Annotated in this window: 9 protein-coding genes; all 9 read right to left on the bottom strand. The window is 42.4% G+C overall.

Annotation, left to right across the window (positions count from 1 at the left end; all coding sequences use genetic code 11):
* Positions 1–27 precede the first annotated feature (27 nt).
* Positions 28–903, bottom strand: coding sequence for a succinate--CoA ligase subunit alpha (sucD, locus tag ACI2IW_RS07330; protein WP_101204626.1), 876 nt, complete (start codon positions 901–903; stop codon positions 28–30).
* 150 nt (positions 904–1053) lie between these two features.
* On the bottom strand, positions 1054–2220 hold the full coding sequence (gene sucC, locus ACI2IW_RS07335) for an ADP-forming succinate--CoA ligase subunit beta (RefSeq protein ID WP_404693207.1): 1167 nt from the start codon (positions 2218–2220) through the stop codon (positions 1054–1056).
* 158 nt (positions 2221–2378) lie between these two features.
* Positions 2379–3833: a dihydrolipoyl dehydrogenase gene (gene lpdA, locus ACI2IW_RS07340; RefSeq protein ID WP_404693208.1), complete on the bottom strand. Its 1455-nt coding sequence runs from the start codon at positions 3831–3833 to the stop codon at positions 2379–2381.
* A 261-nt stretch (positions 3834–4094) separates the two neighbouring features.
* Positions 4095–5342 carry a 2-oxoglutarate dehydrogenase complex dihydrolipoyllysine-residue succinyltransferase gene (gene odhB / locus ACI2IW_RS07345; RefSeq protein ID WP_101204629.1) on the bottom strand — a complete coding sequence of 416 codons (1248 nt, stop codon included), beginning with the start codon at positions 5340–5342 and terminating at the stop codon, positions 4095–4097.
* Positions 5343–5497: 155 nt separating this feature from the next.
* A complete protein-coding gene (locus ACI2IW_RS07350) occupies positions 5498–8374 on the bottom strand; it encodes a 2-oxoglutarate dehydrogenase E1 component (protein WP_102092685.1) in 2877 nt (958 codons plus the stop codon).
* 915 nt (positions 8375–9289) lie between these two features.
* A complete protein-coding gene (locus ACI2IW_RS07355) occupies positions 9290–10000 on the bottom strand; it encodes a succinate dehydrogenase iron-sulfur subunit (RefSeq protein WP_404693209.1) in 711 nt (236 codons plus the stop codon).
* 223 nt (positions 10001–10223) lie between these two features.
* Positions 10224–12074 carry a succinate dehydrogenase flavoprotein subunit gene (sdhA, locus tag ACI2IW_RS07360; RefSeq protein WP_201547479.1) on the bottom strand — a complete coding sequence of 617 codons (1851 nt, stop codon included), beginning with the start codon at positions 12072–12074 and terminating at the stop codon, positions 10224–10226.
* 327 nt (positions 12075–12401) lie between these two features.
* A complete protein-coding gene (gene sdhD, locus ACI2IW_RS07365; RefSeq protein ID WP_224737948.1) occupies positions 12402–12806 on the bottom strand; it encodes a succinate dehydrogenase, hydrophobic membrane anchor protein in 405 nt (134 codons plus the stop codon).
* Positions 12807–12808: 2 nt separating this feature from the next.
* The gene (sdhC, locus tag ACI2IW_RS07370; protein WP_082624524.1) at positions 12809–13195 is read right to left on the bottom strand and encodes a succinate dehydrogenase, cytochrome b556 subunit; all 387 of its coding nucleotides are present in this window, start codon (positions 13193–13195) and stop codon (positions 12809–12811) included.
* Positions 13196–13534 lie beyond the last annotated feature (339 nt).

The raw sequence follows: 13534 nt of genomic DNA on the forward strand, positions 1-13534 counted from the left end.
TTGGTAGTTAGTAGGCTTTTGCCCGTTTTACCAACCAGTAACTTCTTTTAGCTTATCGCCAAGCTTAGATGGGTCACGTGTGTACGCGATACCAGCATCTTCAAACGCTTTGAATTTCTCTTCAGCAGTACCTTGACCACCAGAGATAATAGCACCAGCATGGCCCATACGCTTGCCTTCTGGAGCAGTAACACCAGCGATATAGCCAACAACTGGCTTAGTTACATGGTCTTTGATGTAAGCAGCCGCTTCTTCTTCAGCAGTACCACCGATCTCACCGATTAGGATGATAGCTTCAGTTTGTGGATCAGCTTCGAATAGCTTCAATGCGTCAATCTGGTTCATACCAGGGATAGGATCACCACCGATACCGATACAAGTTGACTGACCAAAACCAAGCTTAGTAGTTTGAGCTACAGCTTCGTAAGTCAATGTACCAGAGCGTGAGATGATACCCACTTTACCTGGCTGATGGATATGACCTGGCATGATGCCGATTTTGCACTGACCTGGAGTGATAACGCCTGGGCAGTTAGGGCCAACCAAACGTACGTCGCCAGCTTCTTCTAGATAACGTTTTGCTTTTAGCATATCGATAGTCGGTACGCCTTCAGTAATCACAACGATCAACTTAACGCCAGCATCGATTGCTTCAACGATAGAATCTAGTACAAATGGTGCTGGTACGTAGATAACAGAAGCGTCAGCTTGAGTTGCTTCCATGGCTTCCGCCATGGTGTTGAATACTGGTAGGCCTAGGTGCGTTTGACCGCCTTTACCTGGAGTCACACCACCAACTACTTTTGTACCATATTCGATGGCTTGTTCAGAATGGAACGTACCATTTTTACCAGTAAAACCTTGTACCAATACTTTGGTATCTTTATCGATTAATACACTCATTATATTTTCCTTGTATTCGGTTGTCTTGTAACAGCGGTCTTTACAACTATCATTATCAAATTTTGATAACCAACTTTTATTATGAAAACCACTATTACGATTTGACTACTATGCTTAAGCGTCTATCTCTAAACACTTATGTTTAAAGACTTACTCTTTAACAGCATCGACAATTTTTTGAGCCGCGTCAGATAAACCTTGAGCTGAAATCAATTTCAAACCAGACTCTTCTAGGATTTTCGCACCTAACTCAGCGTTGTTACCTTCTAAACGAACAACAACTGGTACTTGTACGTCAACTTCTTTGATAGCAGCGATAATAGCTTCTGCAATCATGTCACAACGTACGATACCGCCGAAGATGTTGATTAGAACGCCTTCAACACTGCTGTCTTCTAAGATAATTTTGAACGCTTCAACAACGCGATCTTTAGTTGCGCCGCCGCCAACGTCCAAGAAGTTAGCAGGCTTGCCGCCATACAATTTGATGATGTCCATGGTCGCCATTGCAAGACCAGCACCGTTAACCATACAACCGATGTTACCTTCTAGAGCAACATAGTTTAGGTCAAATTCAGCTGCTTTAAGCTCACGCTCATTTTCTTGAGTCTTGTCTTGCAGCGCTGCGATTTTTGGCAGACGATACAGTGCGTTTGAGTCGATACCGATTTTGCCATCAACACAAACGATTTCGCCATTTTCACGAACAGCTAATGGGTTGATTTCCATTAGAGCAAAGTCGTTTTCAACGAATGCCTTATAAGCGCCAGTCATCAATTTAACGAACTGGTTGATTTGCTTACCTTCTAGACCAAGTTTGAACGCAACGTCGCGCGCTTGGAAAGGCATTAAACCTACTAAAGGATCAACATTTACTTTGAAGATTTTTTCTGGAGTGCTGTGTGCTACTTCTTCGATATCTACACCACCTTCGGTAGATGCCATGAAAGTTACACGACGAGTTGCACGATCAACGACTGCGCCAAGATATAGCTCAGTTTGTACTGGATACATATCTTCTGCAACCAATACGAAGTTTACTGGCTGGCCATCAGCATCAGTCTGGAACGTTACTAGGTTAGTACCGATCAGCTCTTCAGCAACTTGCTTAGCTTCTTCACGAGTTTTAACCAGCTTTACACCACCAGCTTTACCGCGACCACCAGCATGTACTTGCGCTTTAATTACCGCAATGTCAGTTGGGGTTTTATCAAAAGCTGCTGCAGCTTCTTCGCCGTTGTGAGCGATGATGCCTTCTTGAATTGGCAAACCGTAGCTTTTTAATAGCTCTTTTGCTTGATACTCATGTAAATTCATTGATTGTATCCTTTATTTTTTACAATTAATAAAAAGTGAAATCAAGTGCGCACATATACATATTAATCATACGTCTGACGCACTCATGATTGTGGCATCACCAAAATAGCGATACCCCAATCAGGTTGTAAATCGATAATAACTAAACGAGCAACTACTTATTTCTTACGTTTTTTGCGTTGGATAGCGTGGATAGCACGGCCATCTGCAGATAGAGCAGCTTCATGCACTGCTTCTGAAATAGTTGGATGAGCAAATGTCATCAACTGCAAGTCTTCGATACTAGAAACAAATTCCATCGCGATCATACCTTGATGGACGATATCACCAGCACCAGCAGCGATAGCATGCATACCTAATAGACGATCTGTTTTCGCATCAGCGACTACTTTGACAGAACCTTGCGCTTCACTTTGCGCTAATGCACGACCGTTAGCAGCTAAGTTGAAAGAACCTGTTTTAACTTCATAGCCAGCTTCTTCAGCTTCTTGCTCAGTCAAACCTACCCATGCGATTTCTGGGTGAGTATAAATGACATTGATGATAGTGTCATAGTTAACTTGAGGTTTTTCGCCATGAATACGCTCAACAGCCATCATGCCCTCTTCCATTGCTTTGTGCGCAAGCATAGGGCCACGGACCAAATCACCGATAGCATAAACGCCATCAAGATTGGTTTTGCACTGGTCATTAACATCGATAAGGCCACGTTCAGTCAACGTGATGCCACTATTATCGCCAAGCAGTTTTTCAGAATAAGCGCGACGACCAACACAAACGATTAGCTTATCAAAGCTCTCTTCAGAAGACTCGCCTTTGCTTTCGCTAGTGACGACAACTTGATCACCTTGTACTTCAGCATTGGTTACTTTGGTATCGACACGGATATCAAGACCTTGCTTTTTCAGCATTTTGCCAGCTTCTTTTGAGATGTCTTTGTCAGCAGCAGCTAAGAAACTAGGAAGTGCTTCATATACCACTACTTCTGCACCTAGACGACGCCATACTGAGCCAAGCTCAAGACCGATAACACCAGCACCGATAACGCCTAAACGCTTAGGTACTTCAGTGAAATCAAGTGCGCCAGTTGAATCAACAATACGGTCACCGTCAGTTTTGGCAACAGGAATCTCGATAGGCACAGAACCTGCCGCAAGAATAACATTCTTAGCAGTGATCGTCGTTTCGCTTTCGTCTTCTAGAGCAGTAAATTTGACTTTTTTGTCAGTACCTTTACCGTCAACTAAAGTACCCCAGCCTTGTAGCCAGTCAACACCATTGCCTTTTAGCAACGCGGCAACACCACCAGTCAACTGCTTAACAATACCTTCTTTACGCTCTATCATTTTTTCGATATTGATAGCAACGTCACCAGTACTGATACCGTGCTCGTCAAGGTCATGCTTAGTAGCTTCGTAACGATGTGAGCTGTCAAGTAGGGCTTTTGATGGGATACAACCAACGTTTAAGCAAGTACCGCCAAGTGCTGGCTCGCCTTTGTAAACGCGCTTTTCGATACAAGCAACACTCATACCGAGCTGGCCTGCACGAATAGCTGCTTCGTAACCACCAGGACCGCCGCCGATGACGACTAAATCATAATTGTCTTTCATAGTACGTTCCTATTTTTAATTGTATGTGTCATTTAAACTGGTTGTTATCTTACTGATAGATCAGCGTTATCTACACTGAACAGTTAATACACTATGTCAATGAGATAGACTCACTCATCGATAATCGATAGCAAGTCACCATTATTAAATTCATTTAAATACAGTTATCAGCGAATAAGGTGATCGCCGATTAATAAAAATCATTATCTATACCAAAGTTAAAAAGCTTGTATCAGCAGTTGCCAATACAAGCTTAAAAGCTTACAGGTCTAGTAGTAGCATTGCAGGGTCTTCGACCAACTCTTTGATAGTTACCAAGAACTGTACTGCTTCTTTACCATCGATCATACGATGGTCATAAGATAGTGCTAGGTACATCATTGGTAAGATTTCAACTTTACCATCGACAGCCATTGGACGGTCATTGATAGCGTGCATACCTAGGATAGCAGTTTGTGGTGGATTCAAGATAGGTGTTGACATTAATGAACCAAATACACCACCGTTAGAGATAGTGAATGTGCCGCCAGTCATGTCTTCTAGACCAAGCTTACCTTGCTGTGCTTTACCGCCAAACTCACGGATTGTGCTTTCAACGTCAGCCATGCTCATGCGATCAGTATCACGTAGTACTGGAACAACCAAGCCACGATCTGAAGATACTGCTACACCGATATCATAAAAACCATGATAAACAATGTCATCGCCATCTAGTGAAGCGTTTACTGCTGGGAAGCGTTTCAATGCTTCTGTCGCTGCTTTTACGAATAACGACATAAAGCCTAAACGTACGCCATGACGTTTTTCAAACTTCTCTTTGTACTTAGCGCGCATGTCCATCAATGGCTTCATGTTCACTTCGTTAAACGTCGTCAACATCGCTGTATCTTGTGATGCTGATAATAGACGCTCAGCAACACGCTTACGAAGACGAGTCATTGGAACACGTTTTTCAGTACGCTCACCCATTGATTCAGCAACAGGACGGCCACTGTCAGACTTGATACTACTATCTGATTTCAATGTTGGGTTAGCCATATCAGTTTTGGTTACACGACCACCGCGGCCACTACCTTCAACTTCTTTAGGATCTACGCCTGACTCTTTTGCTGCTTTACGAACTGCAGGGCTTTGATCTTTATGATCAGCTTCGCCTTTCTTATCTGTTGCTTGAACAGGCTCGCCACCATCAGCAGCTTGTTTTGCTTGAACTGGCGCAGCTGGTTGGTCGGGATCTACTGCTGGCGCTTCTTCTGCGCTAGCACCAGCACTTGCACCGGCTTCAAACTGAGCGATAAGCTCATCAGACAATACAGTATCGTCAACTTGCTTTACGATTTTGGTCAATACACCATCATCAGGTGCTACAACTTCTAATACAACTTTATCAGTTTCAATTTCAGCCAATAGGTCATCACGATTAACTTGTTGACCTTCAGTGACGTGCCACTCAACGATTGTGCCATCGGCAACCGATTCTGGAAAAACGGGGGCTTTGATGTCAGCCATCGATATACTCCTTAGATTTGGATATTCATACTTATTATTAAGTCGTGATAGGCAGTCAGTAGTTTTCTAATAACTTTGCTTATATTTTATTAAAAAACACTGACTGTCATCGCCTGATTCATTTATCTTCTATAATCTTTTGATTAGACAAGGTATTACTGAGCTAATTCATCAACACTTATGCCAAGACCACCAGCAATGAGTGCTTGCTGTTGTTGAGCATGTAGTTTTGGTGATCCTGTTGCAGGGGCTGCACTAGGAGGACGTGCTACTGGCTCCATGACTTTTGCTTTGGTTGGATGCGGTACGACAATACGGAACATATGCGGTGCTAAGTAATACCAAGCGCCTTGGTTCAATGGCTCTTCTTGTGTCCATACGATCTCAGTTAGGTTGCTGTACTTTTCGATTTCAGCGATTAAGCGAGTCTCTGGTAATGGATATAATTGCTCAATACGAACGATAGCCACATGATCAAGACCTAATGCGCGGCGCTGCTCTAACAAATCGTAATAAACCTTACCACCACAGAGAACCATACGAGTCACTTTATCTGCGTTGTGATCGTCCATCTCTGGCAATACCGTTTCAAACTTACCGTTAGCAAGCTCTTCTAGATTAGAAGTCGCTAGCTTATGACGCAATAAGCTCTTTGGTGACATAACGATCAATGGCTTACGAATAGGACGTACTGCCTGACGACGTAATGCATGATAAATTTGCGCAGGAGTCGTTGGGGTAATGACCTGCATATTGTCTTCAGCACATAGCTGTAAGAAACGCTCTAGACGTGCAGATGAATGCTCAGGGCCTTGACCTTCAAAGCCATGTGGTAACAACATCGTCAAACCACAAACACGCTGCCACTTGGTTTCGCCGCTTGAGATGAACTGGTCAATCACAACCTGAGCACCGTTAACGAAATCACCAAACTGTGCTTCCCAAACGATCAATGCGTTCGGTACGGTGGTCGCGTAACCATATTCAAAGGCTAGTACCGCTTCTTCTGACAACAATGAGTTGTAAGTAGCAAAGCGTGCTTGATTTTCGCTCAAATGAGATAACGGTACATACATACTGCCATCATTGACATTGTATATTTCACTATGGCGATGTGAGAAAGTACCACGGCCAACATCTTCACCAGTGATACGTACTAGTACGCCGTCATTATCAACCAATGATGCATAAGCCAATGTCTCAGCTGCACCCCAGTTAAGAGGCTCTTCGCCAGTTTGCATCGCTAGACGCTGTTCAACGACTTTTTGAACCTGACGTTGTAACTTGTAGCCTTCTGGCATTTCGGCCATACGGCGTCCATAACCTTTAAGCTTTTCGATATCAACGCTAGTATCCCAGTCATCAACCAAGTCATGACCTAGATAAGGTTTCCAATCTACGAACAGCTGCTCGTTAGGCTCTTGAACCAATGAGCTAACAACATAATCACCACGGTCTAAAGACTCACGATAGTCATCTTCGTACTGTTTCTCTTCTTCGGCATTCAAGATACCTTCTGCGATAAGCTTCTGCGCATAAAGAGTACGAGTAGTCGGAAGCTTCTTAATAACAGCATACATCAATGGCTGAGTTGCAGATGGCTCATCTGCCTCGTTATGGCCATTACGACGATAGCAGAACAAATCAATGATGATATCTTTGTCAAACTTATGACGATAATCTAATGCTAACTGAGCAGCAAATACGACTGCTTCAGGATCATCACCGTTTACATGTAGGATAGGAGCATGAACCATCTTAGCAACATCAGTACAATATTCAGTTGAACGAACATCTTCTTGACGACTAGTAGTAAAGCCAACTTGGTTATTGATCACGATATGCACAGTACCGCCAGTGGTATAAGCACGGGTTTGTGACATTTGGAAGGTTTCTTGAACCACACCTTGACCAGCAAAAGCGGCATCACCATGAATCACGATAGGTAATACTGAATTACCACCAGTATTGTCTAGTAGTGGCTGATCGTTACGGCGTACTTGACGGGCACGTACTGAGCCTTGTAGTACTGGCGCGACAATTTCAAGATGCGATGGGTTAAATGCTAAAGCCAAATGCGCTTCGCCACCTGGTGTCATCACATTAGATGAAAAACCATTGTGGTATTTAACGTCGCCTGAGCCTTTTTCTGGCTGTACTTTACCATCAAACTCATCAAACAAGTCTGCAGGGTTTTTACCTAAGATGTTAACTAGTAGGTTTAAGCGGCCACGGTGAGCCATACCAATGACCATTTCTTTGGTGCCATATCCGCCAGCACGTTGAATGATTTCATTGATAGCAGGAATGAAGCTCTCGCCCCCTTCTAGACCGAAACGCTTAACACCCGTATATTTACGAGCAAGATATTTTTCTAGACCTTCAGCAGCCGTTAAGCGCTCAAGAATAGATAAACGTTTTTCTTTATCGAATTTGATATAGCCTAGATTGGTTTCTAGATATTCTTCCATCCAGCGTTTTTCGGTACTGGTGGTAACATGCATGTACTCGACACCGATATGGCCACAGTAAACACGTTCCATGATTTCGATGATTTCGCGCAATGTCGCTTCATCTTTACCAATGACTAAATCATTGGTTGGAAATACGGTATCGAGATCAGCTTCTGACAAATTATGATAAGCAAGCGTTAAGTCTTCTACTTCTGCACGTGGATGCAAATCTAAAGGATCAAGCTTGGCACGGCGATGACCGCGACGACGGTATGCTGAGATTAATTGCTGTACGCCCATCTGCTTAGGATCACAGTTGGCAGAGCTGCTAGAGTCTGTATCAGTACTACTACTTTTATTTGCCGTTTGATTACGAGCAAGTAGTAAGAACTGATCTTTGATAGCGTTGTGCTGAGCATCGTTCTGCGACTTATACTGTTCAAAGTACGTTTGCCAGTCAGTATCAACACTATCAGGGTCTGTTAGGTATTGCTCGTAGAGAGCTTCTATATAGTTGGCGTTATCGGCAGCCAGTTCGGTATGTACTTGGCCAGATTTTTCTTTGGTTATACTATTCATAATAATCGTCTATTTGATAGATAAATGAATGGAATCGTGCTTATTATTGTGTCAGTCGTTGTATGCTCAGGTAGTTAGACAATGTGTCATATCCTGTTAAATACTATTCGATAAAACACTTTTATCCCTAAGTATTGCCATCACCATAGAATATTGCTGTCATTGTCTACAAGAGCAAGTGATGCTAAATAGTGGTAACAAGTCTTATTGCAATACCCGTCTAAAAATAAAACTATTTGTGAACGCTCAGTTTTCTTATCTAGCTCGTTTCACAACATTAATTTATATATACTTCTTTGAGTCATAACCAATCCATTAATGATAAGCTATTAATAGACAATTATATTTTCAGCTAACCTATAAACTGGTTATTGATGCTGAACTACCCTAAATTTGCTGATAAACCCTGCCTTTTCAGACAGACATACATTGCTGTATAGATTATCATGTCCATTTTTTGCGACATAGTTTGTTTGTTCAATACTAGGTATTTATGTAATGAATATCTATCATCAATTATAAACGCATAATCATTGTGCGCATAGTATTTTAGCCTGATAATGTCATAATCTGCTCAAACGGCACATATTAAGCGCTAAAAAAGACGCTTTGATCATCTCATCAAATACCAAATACAATTATACCAAAATTCGACTATGTCTATATTCGATTATATAGGGTGATTGTCTATATATTATTTCTTCTTACATACGACCAACGTATTGACCATACAGTTTTACTCTTAAATCGTTTGATACCTATTTTTCAATAGGCCGAATTTATCCTATTCTTTAGATAACAAGTTAGCTATAAAAAGTAGTAAACCTATATATCAGCTTTTTAACTAACAAAAACACCACCTAATGAATAGGTGGTGTTTTTCGTATAGTAACTATAAAGATCAATTACTTATGCTTAACCAGCTTGGTCAATCAACATATTACGTAGATGACCGATCGCTTTGGTTGGATTCAATCCTTTTGGACAAACTGATACACAGTTCATGATACCGCGGCAACGGAACAAGCTAAACGGATCGTCTAAGCGAGCTAAACGTGCTTGAGTATCAACGTCACGGCTATCAGCAACGAAGCGATAAGCATGCAGTAATGCTGATGGACCTAGGAACTTATCAGGGTTCCACCAGAAAGATGGGCAGCTGGTTGAACAGCAAGCACATAGAATACATTCGTATAGACCGTTCAGCTTTTCACGCTGTTCAGGCGACTGTAAACGCTCTGTTGGCGGTGCTGGCTGATCATTAATTAAGTATGGATGTACTTTTTCATACTGCTCATAGAACTGGTTCATATCAACAACCAAATCACGAACCACTGGCAAACCAGGTAGCGGACGAACCGTTACTTTTTCTGGTAGCGTGTTCATGTTGATTAGACATGCCAAACCGTTTTTACCATTGATGTTCATGCCGTCAGAGCCACAAATACCTTCGCGGCAAGAGCGACGGAAAGTAAGCGTTTCATCTTCTTTCTTTAGGCGTAATAATACGTCAAGCAACATACGATCTGAATCAAGTAGCTCAATCGTATAAGTTTGCATGCGTGGCGCTGCGTCCAGATCAGGATCGTAGCGATAGATTTCGATGGTGCGAGTACCTCGGCTCATAATGCTAAACTCCACACGTAGGTGATGGCGGGCATACAAAGATTGCAACATATTTGCGCTAGCTATTAATCAGTACTGATAACCAGTATCGGATACCAATTAATAGCGTAGTAGCGCTGGCATGAGCATGTAGCTGGCGGTCACCTTTTTAATAAATTAATAAGGGATAAAACGTTAACACTGCTGTTATCTATCAACTATATATAAAGTATGCAGTCTAGAACTAGTAGACGCGAACTTTTGGTTCGATATAATCAACAGTTAATGGCACTTTACGTACTGGCTTATAAATGATGCGATTGCCTTCAGAGTACCACAAAGTATGCTTCATCCAATCGTGGTCATTACGGCCGTTAGGTGCGTAATCATCATCTTCTGGACGATCATAGTCAGATACACTGTGTGCGCCGCGGCTTTCATGACGCTTCGCTGCAGATATCATTGTCGCTTTTGCTACCTCATATAAGTTAGCAACTTCGAATGCTTCAATACGTGCTGTGTTGAACACTTGTGATTTATCGCCAAGATGAATCTTGTCGATTTTTTCACCTAGCGCTAAAATCTTCTCAACGCCTTCGTCCATCATCGCTTGCGTACGGAACACACTAGCGTGTTTTTGCATCGTAGCACGAATCTCATCAGCTACGTCTTGAGCATTGTAGCCTTCAGTAGACTGTTGCAATTTGTCTAAACGCTTCACTGTAAAATCAAGTACGCGTGGATCAAGTGGCTTGTAGTTATGATCAGCATGATGGAATTCATCAACGATATGCTTACCAGCTGCACGGCCAAATACCAATAGATCTAGTAGAGAGTTCGTACCTAGACGGTTAGCACCATGTACACTTACACAAGCACACTCGCCGATTGCATAAAGACCTTTAACCACATTGCCTTTAGCATATAGGCCGTCTTCATCAGTACCTGCGTCTAGATCCGGTACAATCACTTGACCATGAATAGTGGTTGGAATACCGCCCATCATGTAGTGAATGGTTGGGATTACTGGAATTGGCTCTTTAGTGATGTCAACGTTGGCGAAGTTTTTACCAATCTCAAATACTGATGGTAGACGCTTCATGATGGTTTCAACACCTAGATGCGTCATATCCATTACGATATGATCAGCATTAGGACCACAACCACGGCCTTCTTTAATCTCTTGGTCCATAGAGCGTGATACTAAATCACGCGGTGCCAAGTCTTTCACGGTTGGTGCATAACGCTCCATGAACGCTTCACCATCCTTGTTACGCAAGATAGCACCTTCACCGCGGCAACCTTCAGTCAATAGTACACCTGCTCCATGGACACCAGTTGGGTGGAACTGCCAGAACTCCATGTCTTGCAATGGAATGCCAGCACGTACTGCCATGCCAATACCGTCACCAGTATTGATATAAGCGTTGGTAGAAGCGGCGAAGATACGACCAGCACCACCTGTCGCTAGGACAGTAATTGGTGACTGGAATACAGCGATAGTACCCGTCTCTTGCTCAAGCGCGACGACACCGTTGATGTTACCAGCTTCGTCTTTGATCAAATCAAGGGCGATCCACTCGATAAAGAACTCAGTGCCCTGCTCTAGATTTTTCTGATATAGCGTATGTAGTAGTGCGTGACCTGTACGGTCAGCAGCGGCACAAGCACGTTGTACTGCTTTTTCGCCATAGTTAGACGTGTGACCACCGAACGGACGCTGATAAATCGTACCATCTTCGTTACGGTCAAACGGCATGCCCATGTGCTCAAGCTCATAGACTACTTTTGGCGCTTCACGGCACATATATTCGATAGCGTCTTGGTCACCCAACCAATCTGATCCTTTAACGGTATCATAAAAGTGAAAGTGCCAGTTGTCATTACTCATGTTACCCAAACTTGCACCGATACCACCCTGAGCGGCAACCGTGTGCGAACGCGTTGGGAATACTTTGGTAAGGACTGCAACCTTCATGCCCGCTTCCGCTAAATGCAATGAAGCACGCATACCTGAGCCACCGCCACCAACGATAACTGCATCGTAGTTTAAGGTCTTGATATTACTAATGGTATTGTCTTGTCTAGTTGCCATTACGGTTTTCCTAATGCCTGTTAATGCATAAAAGTAAATTAAAGACTTTTGAGACATCTCTATTACAGCTATAAAGGCTTACTATTTAGCCATTTCTAAGCTTATAAAATAAAGAGTCTTAATAGTCATTAATCACTTAATTTGCATATCTATCGTTATACTGAACTAAGCCTACTCAACTATAATCAGATTAGCTGATCAGTAATGCCAGTCCAATGCTATGACTATTCTTGGCTATCAACGGATGACTCTAAAACACTTTGCCAACTAATGTATCAGTTGGATGCATCCGTCGTTATATAAATATCAGAGCTTTTTATGAGATGGTTAAACGGCAGCGATACCGAAACCGTTACCCCAAAAAATCATGATGCCCCAAAATAGAAATACTAAAATAGCGATAATCATCAAAGTCTGTAATACCAAACGTAGTCTTGGCGCACTTTCACCCATCTTGCCAGATGTAATATAGTCAGTAAATACTGTCCACATCCCAACCCAAGCATGACCAGCTAGGGCAAGTACTGCAACCAAGCTGAATAGACGCATTGGTAGGCTGGTCATAAATGATGACCATTCAACAAAAGTGACATCACCATGGGTCAAAAAGAAGCCCAGCAATACCACACTATAAACGGCTAAAACAACAGCACTAATACGCTGGACAATCCAATCACGTGAGCCTGAACCTGTCAGACCAGTAGCACTTTTGATTCCTGAATCATTTTTTATCATTAGAACATCACCCATACAAATGACGCGACAACTAAAATCGCTGCAATCACAAAACTGACCATAGAGGCAGTGCGGCCAGATTTTAGCTCTTCGTTCATACCCATATCAGCAAATAAATGTTTGATACCCATTACAAAATGATATGCAATGGCGGCAACAAATATCCATGCCAAAAAGCGCACAAGTACATTGTCAAATACGGTCGCAAAACTCTCAGGCGATGCCAATGAGTTCTGTAGTATCCATAACATGACAGGAATCAATAAAAATAAAATAATGCCAGAGATACGATGCAAGATAGAGGCGATCGCGATCGGTGAGCGATTAACGCTAATCACTTGGCTTAAAGGCAGATCAATAGGTCGGTTGCTTTTCACAGCGGGCATCCTTTTGCGGTTATACTCCTGTATCTGCTATCAACGCCTGACATAAATAGTGCCAATTGAGCATTGAGCAACACACGAGACGAATAAAGTAAGGAAGAGCTAGCTGACTTCGTTTAGTTTGCGCTAAATATGAAGAAAGGATCATGTATATAAAGGTATTGATAGACTGTTCAATGTCGCTTGTCGAATCGACAGGCCTATCAAACAACCTATCTATTATACAACAAAGAGAATAAACATGAGTAACATCGACTAACCAGTCTATTTTAGAGGTCGTATGAATAGTAAGACAACGTTACTATGTCTTCTATATCAGAGCAGACCTTATATTAGGCACTC

The sequence above is a fragment of the Psychrobacter sp. NPDC078501 genome (assembly GCF_044900935.1).
In the GTDB taxonomy this organism is placed as follows: Bacteria; Pseudomonadota; Gammaproteobacteria; order Pseudomonadales; family Moraxellaceae; genus Psychrobacter.

What these genes read in the sequence shown, in the direction of transcription:
- sucD (WP_101204626.1), bottom strand. Translation starts at nt 903, where the DNA reads ATGAGTGTATTAATCGATAAAGATACCAAAGTATTGGTACAAGGTTTT.
- sucC (WP_404693207.1), bottom strand. Translation starts at nt 2,220, where the DNA reads ATGAATTTACATGAGTATCAAGCAAAAGAGCTATTAAAAAGCTACGGT.
- lpdA (WP_404693208.1), bottom strand. Translation starts at nt 3,833, where the DNA reads ATGAAAGACAATTATGATTTAGTCGTCATCGGCGGCGGTCCTGGTGGT.
- odhB (WP_101204629.1), bottom strand. Translation starts at nt 5,342, where the DNA reads ATGGCTGACATCAAAGCCCCCGTTTTTCCAGAATCGGTTGCCGATGGC.
- ACI2IW_RS07350 (WP_102092685.1), bottom strand. Translation starts at nt 8,374, where the DNA reads ATGAATAGTATAACCAAAGAAAAATCTGGCCAAGTACATACCGAACTG.
- ACI2IW_RS07355 (WP_404693209.1), bottom strand. Translation starts at nt 10,000, where the DNA reads ATGAGCCGAGGTACTCGCACCATCGAAATCTATCGCTACGATCCTGAT.
- sdhA (WP_201547479.1), bottom strand. Translation starts at nt 12,074, where the DNA reads ATGGCAACTAGACAAGACAATACCATTAGTAATATCAAGACCTTAAAC.
- sdhC (WP_082624524.1), bottom strand. Translation starts at nt 13,195, where the DNA reads ATGCCCGCTGTGAAAAGCAACCGACCTATTGATCTGCCTTTAAGCCAA.